Origin of the sequence: Geothrix fermentans DSM 14018 (assembly GCF_000428885.1) — a bacterium.
GTDB classification, from domain to species: Bacteria; Acidobacteriota; Holophagae; order Holophagales; family Holophagaceae; genus Geothrix; species Geothrix fermentans.
In genome coordinates, this window is sequence record NZ_AUAU01000005.1 from 199,766 (window position 1) to 215,658 (window position 15,893).

At 69.5% G+C, this 15,893-nt stretch carries 13 protein-coding genes and 2 tRNA genes; 8 read left to right on the forward strand and 7 right to left on the reverse strand.

The features are described 5' to 3' along the window. Nucleotides 1-72 precede the first annotated feature (72 nt). Genes atpA through G398_RS0100970 form a run of 4 tightly spaced genes read right to left on the reverse strand, consistent with a single transcriptional unit; the run spans nucleotide 73 to nucleotide 3,388 of the window. Nucleotides 73-1,641, reverse strand: a complete 1,569-nt coding sequence (gene atpA, locus G398_RS0100955; RefSeq protein WP_026852191.1) for a F0F1 ATP synthase subunit alpha — start codon at nucleotides 1,639-1,641, stop codon at nucleotides 73-75. Between the two features lie 42 nt (nucleotides 1,642-1,683). Then, nucleotides 1,684-2,226: an ATP synthase F1 subunit delta gene (gene atpH, locus G398_RS0100960; RefSeq protein ID WP_026852192.1), complete on the reverse strand. Its 543-nt coding sequence runs from the start codon at nucleotides 2,224-2,226 to the stop codon at nucleotides 1,684-1,686. Further along, on the reverse strand, nucleotides 2,223-2,963 hold the full coding sequence (locus G398_RS0100965) for a F0F1 ATP synthase subunit B (RefSeq protein ID WP_026852193.1): 741 nt from the start codon (nucleotides 2,961-2,963) through the stop codon (nucleotides 2,223-2,225). The genes atpH and G398_RS0100965 overlap by 4 nt, the downstream gene beginning before the upstream one ends. A 2-nt stretch (nucleotides 2,964-2,965) precedes the next feature. Beyond that, nucleotides 2,966-3,388 (reverse strand): F0F1 ATP synthase subunit B, encoded by a 423-nt coding sequence (locus tag G398_RS0100970; protein ID WP_169720597.1) that lies wholly within the window; start codon nucleotides 3,386-3,388, stop codon nucleotides 2,966-2,968. A gap of 284 nt (nucleotides 3,389-3,672) precedes the next feature. Between G398_RS0100970 and G398_RS0100975 the strand changes: the two genes are divergently transcribed. Both G398_RS0100975 and G398_RS0100980 read left to right on the forward strand, forming a co-directional pair. Beyond that, nucleotides 3,673-3,748: transfer RNA gene (locus G398_RS0100975), tRNA-Val, on the forward strand. A gap of 22 nt (nucleotides 3,749-3,770) precedes the next feature. Continuing rightward, nucleotides 3,771-3,847: transfer RNA gene (locus G398_RS0100980), tRNA-Asp, on the forward strand. Between the two features lie 401 nt (nucleotides 3,848-4,248). On the opposite strand, the gene G398_RS0100985 is transcribed toward G398_RS0100980, so the two are convergent. Next, nucleotides 4,249-4,593 carry a hypothetical protein gene (locus tag G398_RS0100985; RefSeq protein ID WP_026852195.1) on the reverse strand — a complete coding sequence of 115 codons (345 nt, stop codon included), beginning with the start codon at nucleotides 4,591-4,593 and terminating at the stop codon, nucleotides 4,249-4,251. A gap of 373 nt (nucleotides 4,594-4,966) precedes the next feature. Here G398_RS0100985 and der point away from each other — a divergent pair, with 373 nt between their 5' ends. The 3 genes from der (at nucleotide 4,967) to G398_RS0101000 (ending at nucleotide 10,528) form a co-directional block, all read left to right on the forward strand. Further along, nucleotides 4,967-6,547: a ribosome biogenesis GTPase Der gene (gene der / locus G398_RS15265; protein WP_052571052.1), complete on the forward strand. Its 1,581-nt coding sequence runs from the start codon at nucleotides 4,967-4,969 to the stop codon at nucleotides 6,545-6,547. A 65-nt stretch (nucleotides 6,548-6,612) separates the two neighbouring features. Continuing rightward, nucleotides 6,613-7,869, forward strand: coding sequence for a metal-dependent hydrolase family protein (locus tag G398_RS0100995; protein ID WP_043482862.1), 1,257 nt, complete (start codon nucleotides 6,613-6,615; stop codon nucleotides 7,867-7,869). Between the two features lie 238 nt (nucleotides 7,870-8,107). Continuing rightward, nucleotides 8,108-10,528: a M4 family metallopeptidase gene (locus G398_RS0101000; protein ID WP_026852196.1), complete on the forward strand. Its 2,421-nt coding sequence runs from the start codon at nucleotides 8,108-8,110 to the stop codon at nucleotides 10,526-10,528. A gap of 43 nt (nucleotides 10,529-10,571) precedes the next feature. Here the strand turns inward: G398_RS0101000 and G398_RS0101005 are convergent, their stop codons facing one another. Then, a complete protein-coding gene (locus tag G398_RS0101005) occupies nucleotides 10,572-12,254 on the reverse strand; it encodes a DNA repair protein RecN (protein WP_026852197.1) in 1,683 nt (560 codons plus the stop codon). 9 nt (nucleotides 12,255-12,263) lie between these two features. Then, nucleotides 12,264-13,478 (reverse strand): amidohydrolase family protein, encoded by a 1,215-nt coding sequence (locus tag G398_RS0101010; protein WP_026852198.1) that lies wholly within the window; start codon nucleotides 13,476-13,478, stop codon nucleotides 12,264-12,266. Between the two features lie 102 nt (nucleotides 13,479-13,580). Between G398_RS0101010 and G398_RS0101015 the strand changes: the two genes are divergently transcribed. The 3 genes from G398_RS0101015 to G398_RS20080 form a co-directional block, all read left to right on the forward strand. Further along, the gene (locus tag G398_RS0101015; protein WP_026852199.1) at nucleotides 13,581-14,579 is read left to right on the forward strand and encodes a PLP-dependent cysteine synthase family protein; all 999 of its coding nucleotides are present in this window, start codon (nucleotides 13,581-13,583) and stop codon (nucleotides 14,577-14,579) included. Beyond that, nucleotides 14,576-15,538 carry an alpha-ketoacid dehydrogenase subunit beta gene (locus tag G398_RS0101020; RefSeq protein ID WP_026852200.1) on the forward strand — a complete coding sequence of 321 codons (963 nt, stop codon included), beginning with the start codon at nucleotides 14,576-14,578 and terminating at the stop codon, nucleotides 15,536-15,538. The genes G398_RS0101015 and G398_RS0101020 overlap by 4 nt, the downstream gene beginning before the upstream one ends. Before the next feature lie 98 nt (nucleotides 15,539-15,636). Next, a partial coding sequence (locus tag G398_RS20080) for a leucine zipper domain-containing protein (protein WP_157492229.1) occupies nucleotides 15,637-15,893 on the forward strand: 257 nt, incomplete at its 3' end.

The following is a 15,893-nucleotide window of genomic DNA, read 5'->3' on the forward strand; positions in this document are numbered from 1 at the left end:
CGCTGGGCTTTCGGAGAACGGCTCGCCACCACCCATCCACTCGGCGCGGCTTTATGGAGACCGGCCATCGGACTAGGCTCCCGCGGCCTGGTTCAGGGAGGCCACGAAGGTCTCCTTGAAGGCGGCCACCTGGCCCTTGAGCTGGGCCTTGGCGTCGTCGCTCAGCACCTTGGTGTCGCGGATGCCGCGGAGCAGCTCGGGGGCGTTCACATCGAGGTAGGCCATGAACTCGCTCTCGAAGCGGCGCACCTGGGGCACCGGCAGGTCGTCCACAAAGCCGTTGGTGGCGGCCCAGATGCTGACCACCTGCTTCTCCACGGCCATGGGCTGGTACTGGCCCTGCTTCAGGATCTCCACCAGGCGCTGGCCGCGGTTCAGCTGCGCCAGGGTGGCCTTGTCCAGGTCGGAGCCGAACTGGGCGAAGGCCGCCAGTTCGCGGTACTGGGCCAGGTCGAGCTTGATGGTGCCGGCCACGGACTTCATGGCCTTCACCTGGGCGGAACCGCCCACGCGGCTCACGGAGATGCCCACGTTCACGGCCGGGCGGACGCCCGCGTTGAAGAGGTCGCTCTCGAGGAAGATCTGGCCGTCGGTGATGGAGATGACGTTGGTCGGGATGTAGGCGGACACGTCGCCGGCCTGGGTCTCGATGACCGGCAGGGCCGTCAGCGAACCCGCGCCACGCTCGTCGCTGAGCTTGCAGGCGCGTTCCAGAAGGCGGGAGTGCAGGTAGAACACGTCGCCGGGGTAGGCCTCACGTCCGGGAGGGCGGCGCACCAGCAGGGAGATTTCGCGGTAGGCGGCGGCCTGCTTCGAGAGATCGTCATAGATGCAGAGGACGTGGCCGCCGGGATTGGCCTTGCCCGCGGGCTGGCCGTCCTTGCCGTGCCACATGAAGTACTCGCCCAGGGCCGCACCGGTCATGGGGGCCAGGAAGAGCAGCGGGGCGGCCTCGGAAGCGGAGGCGGCCACCACGATGGTGTGCTTCATGGCGTCGTACTCTTCCAGGGTCTTCACCACCTGGGCGATGGTGGAGCGCTTCTGGCCGATGGCGACGTAGATGCAGATGACGCCCGTGTCCTTCTGGTTGATGATCGTGTCCACGGCCACGGCGGTCTTGCCGGTCTGGCGGTCGCCGATGATCAGCTCGCGCTGGCCGCGGCCGATGGGGATCAGGCTGTCGATGGCCTTGAGGCCCGTCTGCATGGGCTCATGCACGCTCTTGCGGTCCACGATGCCGGGGGCGATGCGCTCGATGGGGTTGGTGGCGACGGCCTGGATGGGGCCCTTGCCATCGATGGGGTTGCCCAGGGCGTCCACCACGCGGCCCACGAAGGCGGGGCCCACGGGCACGGACATGATCTTGCCGGTGCGCTTGACCGTGTCGCCTTCCTTGATGGCGGCGGCGTCGCCCAGCAGGATGATGCCGACGTTGTCCTCCTCCAGGTTGAAGGCGAGGCCCATCACGCCGTGGGGCAGCTCCAGCAGCTCGCCAGCCATGGCCTTCTCGAGGCCGTAGGCGCGGGCGATGCCGTCGCCCACGCTGATGACGGTGCCGACCTCGGCCACGTCCACCTGGGCGTCGAAGCCCTCGATCTGGCTGCGGATGATGCGGGAAATCTCTTCCGCGCGGATGTCCATGAAGTCCTCCAAAACCTGCGGGTGGATGCGAAGGGGATGAAACTAGGCCGAGAGAAGCTGGGTCTTGAGCTGGCGGAGCTGGCCCTGGAGCGAGGCGTCCAGGACCGTGGAGCCCACCTGGACCTTCAGGCCGCCGAGCAGCGCGGCGTCCTGCTTCCAGGAGAGGCGGATGGTCTTGCCGGTGCGGGTGGCCAGGGAGGCGACGAGGGCCTTGGACTGGGCCTCGCTGAGGGCCTGGGCGCTGGACACCCGGGCCTCGACGATGCCGGCGCGCTCATCCACAAGCTCCGCGAAGCTGCGGTGGATGTCCGCCAGGAGGTTCAGGCGGCCGGCCTCGGCCACCACCCGGAAGAAGTGGCGGAGCGTCTGGCTCACCTTGGCGCTGGCGAGGATGGCCTCGAAGACTTCGGCCTTCTTGGTGGGCAGCACCAGGGGCGAGGCCACCAGGCGGGTGAGGTCGGCGTTGGCGGCCACGGCGGCGGCCACGGTGTCCAGCTCCTGCTGGAGCTGGGGCACGTTGCCCTGCTTGTCGCCGATCTGGAGGAGGGCCTTGGCGTAGCGCCGGGCGGTCAGGCGGTTGCTCACTGCACGCCTCCAATCTGCTGAATGGCACGGTCAATGGCCTTGGCGGCCTCGGGGCCCTGCACCTTGGCTTCCAGGCGCTTGGCGGCGCCCTCGACGGCCAGCTCGGCCACGAGGGCCCGCAGCTCCTGCTCGGCCTGGCGCTTCTGGAAGCCGATCTCCGCCTGGGCCTGGGCCAGAATCTGGCCGGCCTCGGCCTTGGCGGCCTCCAGCACGCGCTGTTTCTCGGCCTCGGCGTCGGTTTCGGCCTTGGCCAGGATGCCCGCCAGCTCGCCCTCGAGCCCGGCCATCTTGGCCTCCATCTCCTTCATCTGCGCCTCGCCCTCGGCCTTGTCCCGCTCCGCCTGGGCGAGCAGGGTCTCCAACTCCTCCTTGCGGGACTTGAACATGGCGGACAGGGCGCCCTTCAGCAGGAAGAAGAGGGCCGCGGCGTAGATGGCGAAGTTCAGGAGCTGAACGAGGAAGGCACCCAGATTGCCGTATTCCTTGCCGAAGAGCTTCATGGCGGGACCGTGGTGGGCGCCGCCGTGAGCGTCGTGGCCGGCGGCCTCAGCCCCGTGGGTTTCGGTTCCGTGAGCTTCGGGCGCATGGCCTTCCGCGGGCTGGGCCTCGTGGCCGGCGGCCGGCGCTTCGTGCTTCTCGGCCGCGGGCGCCGCATGGGTGTCGTGGGCCTGGGCCGAGAGTCCGACGGGACTGAGGGCCAGGGCGGCGGCAAGGGAGAGTCGGATCAGCGTCGTCATGCTCAGGCCTGCTTCAAAAGGGTCTGGGCCATGGACTCGGAGAGGGCATCCACCTGGGCCAGCAGGTTCTGCTTGGCCTCGGCCTGCTGGGCCTTCAGGGAGGCCACGGCGGCCTGGCGCTCGGCCAGGGCCTTGACCCGGGCCTCCTCCAGCAGCCGCTGCTTCTCCTGGCCCGCGGCATCCGCCAGCGTCTTGCGGCGGTCGAAGGCCTTGGCCCGGAGGTCCTTCAGCCGCGCCTGATAGTCCTTCTGGCGCGCGTCCAGCTCGGCGGCGGCCTGGGCCTTGGCATCCCCGCCGGCGCTCAGGTCGCGCTCGCGGTCATCCATGACCTGCGTGATGGGCTTGAAGAAGACCACCTTGAGGTAGAGGTAGAGCACCACGAGCAGGACGATCACGAACAGGACCGCCGGCAGGTCGGGACGCATGGGATCCGGCATCTGGGCCAGGATGCGCGCAACGGGGCCATCCCCTTCCGGTGATCGGAGCGTCAGATTCGCCAGTTCCAGCAGCGCCACAGGCCACCCTCCAGAAACATCCCAAGGCCACGGCCGGACGGACCGGCCAGGGTCAAACCGACACCAGCGAAGGTCCGCGGGAACCTCTGGCACGGAAGTCCTAACACCTTACCAGACGGGCCCGGTTCCCTCAACGCGGAGCTTTGTCCTTGACCCTTCCCGCATCCTGTGTGAGCATCGTGGTTCGGCGATTCGGGCGATTAGCTCAGTCGGTAGAGCAGCTGCCTTACACGCAGCATGTCGGCGGTTCGAGCCCGTCATCGCCCACCAGATTCATCTGGTGAAAAAGCAAGGGGTTGTAGCTCAGTCGGTTAGAGTGCCGGCCTGTCACGCCGGAGGTCGCGGGTTCGAGCCCCGTCAGCCCCGCCAAAAAGCGCCCAGTCGGGCGCTTTTTGGCGTACGGGGCTGACGGGGCTCGGACCCGCCCCGGCCGCGCATGCGCGGCCAGGATCCAGCGTCGAGTGGGCTGGTCATCCCGTCGCGGAGGCCCTCCAGTGGAGGGCCGGAGCAGGGATGGCCAGACCGGCGGACGCAAGCCCGCAGGGCGCCGCGGACGCGTTCGAGCCCCGTGATTGCGTGGGTCGGCATGAGAGGCGGGGAGCGGCGGGCCTGTCAGGCTGGCCGGGATACAGTGTCGGGTTGGATCGTGGATGTGGCGCCGGAACGAGACCGGGACTGCGAGCCCGAAGGGCGATGCAGGCCCAGTTCGAGCCCTCGATTGCCGAAGTCGGCGCGAGAGTCGGAGAATGGCCCTGCTGACCGGGTTCCCCCTACCTCATCTCGCTCTTGAACGCCGCCAGATCCCGCCGCAGGATCGTGGCCCGGTTCTTGGCTTCGGTGGACTTCAGCCGGGGAGCCAGTTCATTCAGCTCCCGCTCAATGCGGTCGAAGGTGGCGATCGGGTTTTCCACCTGGCTGGACGCATCCACCCCCAGGGCCTGGGTCCGGCCCGCCGCCTGCCACTGCTGGCGGGCCCGCGCGAACTGCTCACCCAGGTCGATGACCTGCTGTTCCTCCTCGGACAGCGCCACCCAGGGCAGGCGGCCGGTCATGTAGTAGTAGCCTCCGGTGAAAGCCGCGGCCACGAACAGGAAGACCGCCAGGATCCGCTTCATGGTCCCACCTCGCTGGATGTCCGGCCCCAGCTTACGGTGGAATCCCGATCCCTTCGCTGTCTTTTCCCCACGGAACCGATAGACTGGAAGGCTTGGGTGGGGTCTGATTCCAGAGTGGGGCGTGGCCGCGCGAGCGGCGCCGCCCAAGCGAGGCAAGGAAAGCGACGATGGCAATAGCGGCACTATTGACGAGGAGCTTGACGCAGGATCGCGCCGGGCGCCGCCGCTCGCCCTCTGGGACGGGCCCAGGCGCGCGCCCAGGTGCGTTGGTGGCCTTGAACGATGCCCCACATCGCCCTGCGGCCACCGCCTTCCTGGATCACGCGGCTGGACCCGTCGCGGCCCACATCCACTCTGGAATCAGACCCCGCCCATGAAGCTACCCCTCGTCGCCCTCTGCGGACGCCCCAACGTGGGCAAGTCCACCCTCTTCAACCGGCTCACCCGCAGCCGGGCGGCCCTGGTCCACGACCTGCCGGGCATGACCCGGGACCGCAGCTACGGCCGCGTCACCTGCCTCAGCGAGGAAGGCCTCGCCGAAGAGGTCTTCGAGCTGGTGGACACCGGCGGCCTGGACTTCGAGGGCGATGACGTCATCACCCAGGGCATCACCCGCATGGCCGAGGCGGCCCTGGGCGAGGCGCACGTGGCCATCCTGCTGGTGGACGGCCACGACGGCCTCACCGCAGGAGACGAGGAGATCGCCGCGCGCCTGCGCCGCCAGGGCAAGCCCATCCTGCTCGTCATCAACAAGCTGGACGGCATGAAGGGCGGCGCCCCCGATGCCGGCTTCTACGGCCTCGGCTTCGACGAGGTGCTCTCCATCTCCGCGGCCCACGGCTCCGGCGTGCCCGAGCTGATGGAGGCCATCCGGGCCCGCCTGCCCTTCCACCGCACCCCGGAGGAGGCGGCCATCCACAACCTCTCGGACGAGCTGCGCTTCGCCCTCATCGGCCGCCCCAACGTGGGCAAGTCCTCGCTGACCAACCGCCTGCTGGGCTACGAGCGCAGCCTGGTGAGCGAGGTGGCCGGCACCACGCGGGACACGGTGGACACGGTCTTCCACGTGAAGGACAAGGTCTACCGGATGATCGACACCGCCGGCATCCGCAAGAAGGGCAAGACCCACGAAGGCGCCGAGAAGCTCAGCATCCTCAAGGCCAAGCAGGCCATGGCCCGGGCCGACGTGAGCCTCCTGCTGCTGGACGCCGTGGAAGGCGCCACGCACCAGGACGCCGTCATCGCCGGCTACGCCCAGGAGGCCGGCGCCGCCGTCATCCTCGTGGTGAACAAGTGGGACCTCGTCGAGAAGGACACCCACACCATCTACGGCGCCGAGGAGGACCTGCGCCGCAGCTTGGGCTTCCTCCACCACGCCCCCATGATCTTCCTCTCGGCCCTGACCGGACAGCGGGTGTCCAAGTTGTTCGGCATGATCGACACGCTGGCGGAGGCGCACGCCCGGCGCATCCCCACGGGCGAGCTGAACCGCTTCCTGCGCGAGTCCGTGGCGGCCATGAGCCCCCATGCCGTGGACGGCAAGCTGCCCAAGCTCTACTTCATGACCCAGGTGGGCGTGCGGCCCCCCAGCTTCGTGGTGAAGGCCAACACCGACCGCGGCCTCCACTTCAGCTATGTGCGCTACCTGGAGAACCGCCTGCGGGAGCAGTTCGGCCTGGCGGGCGTGCCCCTGCGCCTCAGCGTCCAGAAGAAGCAGAGGGGCGAAGGCGAGGAGGCCGAAGTCGCCCCCGTGCGGCGCATCCTCGATCCGGGCGAGGGCCTCAAGCCCTCCCGCAGCAACGAGTCCCTCCAGGCCCAGCGGGCGGACAAGGTGAAGGCCCGGCCCCGGCCCAAGAAGCAGGAGGGCCCCAGGCCCGCCGCCAAGCAGGCCCCCCGCAAGGGAACTGGCGCGCCCCCGAAGCGGGTCCGCCAGAAGTCCACCAAGCGCCCCTAGCCGCGCCGGAATGGCGGGAATTCCAGCCGGGTCTGGGCTATCGTAGGCCACACTCCGGAGTCCCCATGATCCTGCGCGGCCTTCTTGCCAGCCTCCTATGCCTGGCCCTCTGCGGCCAGGAGCGGCCGCTCGTCCTCAAGGCGGCCAGGCTCCTGGACGTCCGCACCGGAAAGGTGGAGGCCCCCGGCCAGCTCTGGGTGAAGGATGGCCGCATCCAGCCTGGCGCGCCGCCCGCGGGCGCCGAGACCCTCGACCTGGGCGACCGCACCCTGCTGCCCGGCCTCATCGACTGCCACACCCACCTGCTCATCCCGGCGGGACTCGGCGAACTGGGCTACCTCAAGCGCAGCCATGGCGCCCTTCTTCTGGATGGCGTGGTGAACGCCCGGAAGGTGCTCGAAGCGGGATTCACCACCGTGCGGGATGTGGGGGCCCCGGCAGGCTTCGGCGACGTGGCCCTGCGGGATGCCATCGCCCGCGGCGACATCCCCGGGCCGCGGATGCTGGTGGCGGGGCCCTCCCTGTCCATCACGGGCGGCCACGGCGACCTCAACGGCTTCCCGCCCCACCTCCATACGGACGATGAGCACATCGTGGACTCCCCGGACCAGGGCAGGCACGCCGTTCGCGAGTGGCGCAAGCGCGGGGTGGACCACATCAAGATCCATGCGACCGGCGGCGTGCTCTCCAATCACGACGATCCCGGAGCGCCCAGCTTCAGCCCGGCCGAGTTCAAGGCCCTGGTGGAGGAGGCGAACCGTCGCGGCATGGACGTGTGCGCCCACGCCCACGGGGATGCGGGCATCCTCGAGGCCACCGTGGCGGGCGTACGATCCATCGAGCACGGCAGCCTGCTGAGCCTGGCCACGGCCCGGGAGATGAAGGCCCGCGGTACCTTCCTGGTGCCCACCCTGTACGCCCTCGAATCCATCCTGCTGCCCGGCAACCCCTACCACGTTCCAGAAGGCTCCATCGCCAAGGCCCGCGCCATCCTGCCCCTGCGGCGGGCCGGCTTCAAGGCCGCACTGGATGCGGGGATCCCCATCGCCTACGGCACGGATATCGGCGTCTTCGAGCATCGCCAGGTGGCCATGGATTTCCGGTACCTCGCGGCCTATGGCATGACCCCCCTGCAGGCCATCCAGAGCGCCACCGTGGTCGCGGCCCGGCTGCTGCGCCTCGAGACGGAGATCGGCACCCTGGAGGCAGGCCGGGCGGCCGACATCATCGCCGTGGAGGGCGACCCCTTGAAGGACATCACCACCCTGGAGCGCGTCTCCTTCGTCCTCAAGGGAGGCAAGGTCATCCGCCAGGCGCCTTGATCAAAGCCTTCAAACCTGACTTCGTGATTGGCTATCAATTGATTGAATCAGGGTGTTTGATCGAAATAAAGTTAAATAGAATTGATTCCCATGAAAATTAACAAGCCTTAACTTGAGGGGTTGACGGTCGGCGGGGAGTCTGGATCCGACTTCACGATCTTTCCCCTCACCGCGCCTCCGCCCTCGCAACCTGCGAAGCGGGAAGGCCTCCCCCCCCCCTCCAAGTCAAGGAGCTTCCATGGCGATCGCCACGGGCCGCATGGCCCTGTCCTTTCTTGCCGCGGCCCTGGCCGCCGGTTCCCTCCAGGCCCGCCTGCCCCAGGACAATCCCAGGGCCACCGCCGCGGCCGAGCGCCTGCTGGCCAACCGCGCCCAGCTGGGCCTGGATGCCGACCACGCCTTCCTCCTCCGCGATGCGCACTCGGACCAGCTCGGCCAGACCCACGCGCACTTCCAGCAAACCTACAAGGGCGTGAAGGTATGGGGCGGCGACGCCATCACCCACACGGGCAAGGACGGCGCGGAGCTGCCCCTCACCAATGCCCTGCTCAAGGGCATCCAGCTCAACGTCACGCCCGCCCTCGGCGCCGCCGAGGCCCTGGCCGCGGCGCAGCAGGATCTGGCGCCGAAGGGCCCCTACGCCTACGCCCCCACCACGGAGCTGGTGGTCTATCCCGAGATGGCCGAGGTCGTCCGCAAGGGCCGCCCCGCCGCGGACCTGAACGCCGATGACGTCACCCGGCAGGTGCTCCGCTACAGCCTGGCCTACCACATCCACACCGAACTCGAGAACGACCAGGACGGCATCCGGCACACGGACTACCTGGTGGACGCCCACACCGGCGCCATCCTCAAGAGCTGGAACACCCTCCACACCACCGCCGCCACGGGCACCGGCAACAGCCAGTACAACGGCACAGTCTCCCTGCCCACCAACTACACCGGCAGCACCTATGAGCTGCGCGACACGACCCGCGGCACCGGCGGTTCCTTCGGCAACAACGTGGTCACCAACATGGCCCACGCCTCCACCAGCAGCACGGCCACGGGCACGCTCTACACCGACGCCGACAACACCTGGGGCGACGGCGCCAACTACGTGGAGGGCTCCTCCACCACCGCCGCCAACGGCGAGACCGCGGCCGTGGACGCCATGTTCGGCATGATCAAGAGCTGGGATTTCTACAAGAACGTCTATGGCCGCAACGGCATCGACGGCACGGGCACGGCCACCTACAGCCGCGTGCACATCGGCAATGGCTACGACAACGCCTTCTGGTCCGACAGCTGCTTCTGCATGACCTACGGCGACGGCACCAGCTTCACCACGCTCACCGCCCTGGACGTGGCGGGCCACGAGATGAGCCACGGCGTCTGCGCCCGCACCGCCAACCTCACCTACTCCGGCGAGTCCGGCGGCCTGAACGAGGCCAACTCCGACATCTTCGGCACCATGATCGAGTTCTATGCCCGCGGCGGGTCCGGCACCACCATCGGCAACACCGGCGGCAACTGGACCATCGGCGAGCAGCTGGCCACCAACCCCCTGCGCTGGATGTACAAGCCCAGCCTCGACGGCTCCAGCCCCGACGCCTGGTCCTCCACCATTGGCAGCCTGGACGTGCACTACTCCAGCGGCCCCATGAACCGCTGCTTCTACTTCCTGAGCCAGGGCGCGACCACCACGGGCAATACCAGCACCACCTACCTGCCCAGCGGCATGACCGGCGTTGGCAACGACAAGGCCTCGGCCATCTGGTTCCGGGCCCTGACGGTCTACCTGACCTCCAGCTCCAACTACGCCGCCGCCCGCACCGCCGCCATCAACGCGGCCAAGGATCTCTACGGCGCCGGCGGCGCCGAGGAGCAGGCCGTGTGGAATGCCTTCCACGGCATCAACGTGGGCTCGGCCTGGACCAGCAGCGACACCACCGCGCCCACCGTGTCCGCCTCCGAGTCCGGCACCAGCGGCACCATCACCTTCTCCGCCACCGCCTCGGATAACGTCGGCGTGACCAAGGTGGAGTTCTACGTGGATGGCGCGCTGAAGGGCAGCGACACCACCAGCCCCTACAGCCTGAGCTTCGACAGCACCACGCTGACCAACGGCACCCACACCCTCACCGCCAAGGCCTATGACGCCGCCGGCAACGTGGGCACCAGCACCGGCGTGAGCTTCAGCGTCTCCAACGCGACTTCCGGCGCAGAGCTGATCCTGAATGGCGGCTTCGAGAGCGGCGCCACCAGCTGGACCCAGACCACCGGCGTCATCGGCACCTACACCGGCGAGCCCGCCCACACCGGCTCCTACGATGCCTGGATGTGCGGCTACGGCTCCGCCCACACCGATTACGTCTACCAGCAGATCGCCATCCCCACCACGGCGACCGGCACCCTCACCTTCTGGCTCCATGTCGACACGGCGGAGACCACCACCACCACCGCCTACGACACCATGAAGGTCCAGGTGCTCAACACCTCCGGCACCGTGCTGGCCACCCTGGCCACCTACTCGAACCTGAACAAGGGCACGGGCTACACCCAGAAGTCGCTGAGCCTCAGCGCCTACAAGGGCCAGACCATCCGCCTGCGCTTCTACGCCGTGGAGGACAGCAGCCTCCAGACCTCCTTCGTCGTCGACGATGTGAGCGTCAAGTAGACGGATCCGCCTGCTGAAAGGGCCGCCTCCGGGCGGCCCTTTTTCATCCCTCCAGCAGCACCTTGGCGTGCTCCAGGGCCTCGGGGCGGTCGGGGTGGCCGGAGAGCAGGCGGGCCAGCTCGCGGTGGCGGGTCTCGCCGGCCACCCAGCCCAGGGCGCTGCGGGTGCGGCCGCCCTCCGTCTCCTTGTGCAGGCGCCCATGCCGGTCCGCCCGGGCCGCCACCTGGGCCAGGTGGGTCACGGCCAGCACCTGGTGGGCCCTGCCGAGCTCGGCCACGGCCCGGCCCACGGCCAGGGCCGTCTCACCGCCCAAGCCGGCGTCCACCTCGTCCAGCACCAGCGTGAGGCCGTCCCTGACGCCTGCGCCGAGGGCGAGACCGGCACCCACCATGGCCAGCATGAGGCGGCTCAGCTCGCCGCCGGAGGCGATCTTGGCCAGGGGGCGGAACCCCTCGCCGGGGTTCGGCTCGATCCAGATGGCCAGGGCCGAGAATCCGGCGGCCGCCACGCGCACGGGCCGGCCGCTCTGCTGGACGGGGCTGCCCGGCTCCTCCGCCAGGGACAGCCGCAGCTGGAGCCGAGCGCCCTTCATGCCCAGGCGGCCCAACCGCTTCTGCACCTCGGCCTCGAGCTTGGGGATGGCCTCGGTCCGGCGGCCATGCAGAGCCTCGGCCGCCAGCCGGTAGGCCTCCGCGACCTTCGCCAGGGCCTTCTCCAGCTCCTTCACGGAGACATCGCCAGCAAGGAGGGCCCGCTGCTCCTCCCTCAGGGCCTGCTGGCGCGCCGCCAGCTCTTCCGGCTCGCAGCGGTGGCGGCGGGCCAGGCGCTCGTAGAGGGCGAGGCGGGCCTCCATGGCCTCGATGCGGTCGGCGCCGGCCTGGGCCCAGCGCAGAGCCTGGTCCTGGGCCAGGGCCAGGAGGTCCTCCAGCTCCAGCACCGCGGAGCGCAGGCGGTCCTGCTCGGCCACGGCATCCGGCCAGTGGGCCACGGCCCGCGCCAGGGCCTTGTGGGCCAGCTCCACCTTGGGAACGCCTGCATCCAGGGCCTCCGCCGCTTCGCGGAAGGCCTGCTCCAGATGGACGGCGTGGCGCAGGGGCTCGCGGTCGGCCTTGAGCTGGGCCCACTCCCCGGGTTTCGGCCCCAGCTTCTCCAGGTCCGCCAGGGCCTCCGCCAGCTGCTCCAGGCGCTGCTCCCGCTCCGCCTCGCTGCGGCGGCGGGCCTTGAGAGCGGTTTCGGCCTCCCGCACGGCCGCCGCCTCGGATTCCAGGGCGGGCTCGATTCCGAGCACTTCGTCGATGAGCGCCAGGTGCCGCTCTTCCCCCAGCAGCGACTGATGGTCGTGCTGGCTGGTGAGCCTCATCCAGAGCCGGCCGGCCTCCCGCAGGTCTGCCAGGGAGCAGCTGGCGCCGTTGATCCAGGCTCGGCTGCGGCCCGGTCCGACTTCGCGGCGCAGCACCACGGGGTGTTCCTCCGGCAGGCCCCGCTCGGCCAGGAAGGCCCGCCAGGCCTCGAAGCGGCCCTCCACCACGGCCTCCACCGTGGCCCGCTCGGCGCCGTGCCGCACCAGCTCCCCGTCGCCCCGGGCTCCCACCAGGAGCGAAAGGGCATCCACGAGCAGGGACTTGCCCGCCCCCGTCTCGCCCGTCAACACCGTGAAGCCCGGCCCCCAGTCCAGGGTCAGGTCCTCCACCAGGGCCAGGTTCTGGATTCTGAGGGATGAGAGCATCGGACCAGTCTATCGGAGGCCGGGAAACCCCTGGAGCACTCGGACGCTCCGGGTCGCCTCCTCGATCAGGACCTCGCGCCAGGGTTGGTTGCCGGGCGCCTCTCCGTAGCCCGCCACCAGCTCCTCCAGGCTCAGACGCTGGCCCACGAAGGGTGGGAAGAGGCTCCACCGGGCGGCGGCGCCCAGCCCGTGGGGCATGCCGTCGGAGCCGAAGATCAGGTCGCGGCCGGGACGGAAACCCACCCGGTCGATGAGCATCCGGAAGGGGTTGTTCCGGGCCAAGCGGGTCTGGTCCAGCCGGTCGGCGTAGTCCAGGCTGTCGCCGGAGAAATTCGGCTGCATGGAGAGCGTCAGGCCCAGGTCCCGGGCCCGCCGGGCCTGTGCCTCGGTGATGAACTGGACGTGCTCCAGGCGGACCGAGGGGAAGCGAAGCCCCTGTCCCTCCAGGTCCTCCAGCGCGTCCAGGGCCTGGCCGATGGCCCGGTCGCCGATGGCATGAACGGCGAGCGCCTTGCCGCGAGAATGGACCGCCGCCAGCATCTGCTTCAAGGCCTCGCCCGCATGGAGCAGCAGGCCCGGCTCGCCGCTGAGGAACGGCTCGCCCAGCGCAGCCGTGCGGGCGCCCAGGGCCCCGTCGGTGAAGCATTTCAGCCCCGCACACTCGGCCTGGGCCTCGGCTGGCAGGGTGTCGAAGATGGCCGGAACGGTCCACCAGGGCATCCGGTCCGCCCACCGGGACGTGCGCATGGTCTGCCACGCCTCGGTCCCCGTCAGCAGCATGTCCTCCACCGCGCCGATGCCCAGCGCCTCCAGGCCCTGGATCCAGCGCTCCAGCTTATCGGCCGTGAGTCCTGCCGTCCGGCCATACAGCGCCAGGAGCAGGTCCAAGTTCCGCTCGGACCATACGGGATCCGAGTGCCGCTCGACCACTTCCGGATCCGTATCCTGGAGCAGCCGGGCGGCCGCCGGGCTGAGCCTCAGACCGTGCAGGCTGAGGTTCACCAGGAGCACCGGGGGCAGGCCGGCGAGGTCCGCATCCGACACGGGCAGGCGCCCGCTGTGCCAGCCCATGACCAGGGACAGCCGGTCCTGGGGGAGGCCGCGCATCAGGTTCAGCGCGGCGGCGGAATCCTCGCAGGCAGACAGGTTCGGACTGCCTTCCAGCGCGGCGTAGACACTCACATGGGAGTGGCGGTCGAAGATGGGCCTGAATCGTTGGAGCATGGGTCTCCGTCCGCCTGCCACGGGGATCCCCGACGGCGGCTGGCCCCCATTGTCGCCGGCTCCCGGCCGCGGCGCCGGTCATACTGGCCTCTGGAGGAACCCATGCAGTACCGGAAGCCCTGCGGCAGCGTCCTGGAAGCCATCGGCAACACGCCGCTGGTGCGGCTGTGCCGTGTCGTGTCGGATCTTCCGGTGGAGGTCTTCGCCAAGCTGGAGTTCCTCAACCCCATGGGCAGCAGCAAGGACCGCATCGCCAAGCACATGATCGAGGCGGCGGAGCGGGACGGCCGGCTGAAGCCCGGCGACACCATCATCGAGAACTCCTCGGGCAACACGGCCATGGGCCTGGCCCTCATGGCCATCCAGAAGGGCTACAAGCTCAAAGTCGTGGTCCGCGACACCATCTCCCGGGAGAAGCTCAACCAGCTGCTGGCCCTGGGTGCCGAGGTGCACAAGGTGGACACGAGCCTGCCCCCCGAGCATCCCGACAGCTACAACAACATCACGCCGCGGCTGGCGAGGGAGCTTCCGGACTGTTTCTTCCCCGACCAGCACGGCAACCGGGAGAACAACGCCGCCCACTACGCCGGCACGGGCCCCGAGATCTGGGAGCAGATGGAGGGCCGCATCGACTATCTGGTGGCGGGCGCCGGCACCGGCGGCACCATCGGCGGCGTGGGGCGCTACCTGAAGGAGAAGGACCCGAAGATCAAGGTGGTGGCCGTGGACCCCGTGGGCTCGGTCTTCACGCCCCACTTCCACGGCGAGGCGCACCCGAAGGCCGGTCCCTACCGACTCGAGGGCCTGGGCGACGAGTTCCTCATCCCCACCATGGAGTTCGACCTCATCGATGAGATGCACCAGGTCTCGGATCGCGATGCCTTCCACCAGGCCCGGCGGCTCGTGAAGGAGGAGGGCATCCTCGGCGGCGGCTCCAGCGGCGCGGCCCTGTGGGCGGTGCGGCATGTGGCCTCGAAGCTGCCCCCCATGGACCGCCCCGCCCGCATCGTCACCGTCTTCCCGGATGGCGCGGGCCGCTACCTCAGCAGCATCTTCAACGATGCCTGGCTGGCGGAGCGCGGCCTGTTGGAAGGCGAATGACCGCCTTCTCCGGGACCTACGTCGACGCCATCCGCCGCGCCCTCTCGGACGCCATGGACGAGGACCCCCGCGTCTGCTGCCTGGGTGAGGACATCGGCACCTACGGCGGCGCCTTCCGGGCCACGGAGGGCCTGGTGGACCGGTTCGGGCCGGACCGCGTCATCGATACGCCCATCTCCGAGCAGGCCATCGCCGGATCGGCCATCGGCCTGGCCCTCATGGGACAGCGGCCCGTGGCGGAGTTCCAGTTCATGGACTTCGCCCTGCTGGCCTCGGACCTCATGGTGAACTTCGCCGCCAAAGCCCACTGGCGCTGGGGAGCCTCCGTGCCTGCCGTCTTCCGCGGGCCGAGCGGCGCCGGCAACGGCGGCGGCCCCTTCCACAGCCAGAACCCCGAGGGCCACTTCCTCGGGAGCCCGGGCCTCAAGGTGGTGGCGCCGGGCACCGTGCGCGACGCCTACGCCCTGCTCCGCGCCGCCATCGAGGATCCAGATCCCGTGCTGTTCTTCGAGCACAAGCGGCTCTACCGGCGGCTGAAGGATGCATGGGACCAGGCGCCCACCGCGCGCCTGGGCGAGGCGGCCCTCCGGAAGGATGGCTCGGAGGCCTGCGTGATCACCTACGGCGCCGCCCAGCACGTGGCCCTGGAGGCCGTGGCCGGCCAGGATGTGGCGGTGCTGGACCTCCGCACCCTCTGGCCCCTGGACGACGAGGCCATCACGGCCCTCGCGAAGCGCACCCACCGCGTCCTGGTACTCACGGAGGCCAGCCCCACCTACGGCCCCGGAGCCGAGTTGGTGGCCCGCATCGGCGAGACCTGCTTCGCCTGGCTGGACGCCCCTGTGATGCGCCTTGGCGCCGCGGACACCCCCGTGCCTGCCAGCCCCCCCCTGGAAGCCGCCTACCTGCCGGGCGTGGAGGATGTCCGGGTCGCCCTGGGGCGGCTCCTGGCCTGGTAGCCCTGCGGCCCTAGATGTAACTGCCAAGGAGGTTGTTCATCCGGGTTGAGCTGGGAAGCTGTTGTTACCACACAGCGGCTTTCGCAGAGGCAACCCGGATGAACCTCCACAGTTCAGCAAAGACCTGTCCACGAAGTCGAGCGTTATTGATCCGGCGTGTCCGGTGCCTGGGAATGACCGTCCAGGCAGCGGCCCAGGCGGCGGGGATCAGCGTCCGGACTGCCTACAAATGGCTGGCCCGATTCAGGAAGGAGGGCCGGTCTGGGTTGGATGACCGCTCCAGCCGGCCTTTGCGCGCCCCGACCCGCACCGAGGCAGCCGTGGTCGCAAAGGTCATCGATCTGCGGCGGTCACG

Coding starts and splice junctions, on each gene's coding strand:
- atpA (WP_026852191.1), bottom strand. CDS start 1,641: ATGGACATCCGCGCGGAAGAGATTTCCCGCATCATCCGCAGCCAGATC.
- G398_RS0100965 (WP_026852193.1), bottom strand. CDS start 2,963: ATGACGACGCTGATCCGACTCTCCCTTGCCGCCGCCCTGGCCCTCAGT.
- G398_RS0100970 (WP_169720597.1), bottom strand. CDS start 3,388: ATGCGTCCCGACCTGCCGGCGGTCCTGTTCGTGATCGTCCTGCTCGTG.
- G398_RS0100985 (WP_026852195.1), bottom strand. CDS start 4,593: ATGAAGCGGATCCTGGCGGTCTTCCTGTTCGTGGCCGCGGCTTTCACC.
- der (WP_052571052.1), top strand. CDS start 4,967: ATGAAGCTACCCCTCGTCGCCCTCTGCGGACGCCCCAACGTGGGCAAG.
- G398_RS0100995 (WP_043482862.1), top strand. CDS start 6,613: ATGATCCTGCGCGGCCTTCTTGCCAGCCTCCTATGCCTGGCCCTCTGC.
- G398_RS0101000 (WP_026852196.1), top strand. CDS start 8,108: ATGGCGATCGCCACGGGCCGCATGGCCCTGTCCTTTCTTGCCGCGGCC.
- G398_RS0101005 (WP_026852197.1), bottom strand. CDS start 12,254: ATGCTCTCATCCCTCAGAATCCAGAACCTGGCCCTGGTGGAGGACCTG.
- G398_RS0101010 (WP_026852198.1), bottom strand. CDS start 13,478: ATGCTCCAACGATTCAGGCCCATCTTCGACCGCCACTCCCATGTGAGT.
- G398_RS0101015 (WP_026852199.1), top strand. CDS start 13,581: ATGCAGTACCGGAAGCCCTGCGGCAGCGTCCTGGAAGCCATCGGCAAC.
- G398_RS0101020 (WP_026852200.1), top strand. CDS start 14,576: ATGACCGCCTTCTCCGGGACCTACGTCGACGCCATCCGCCGCGCCCTC.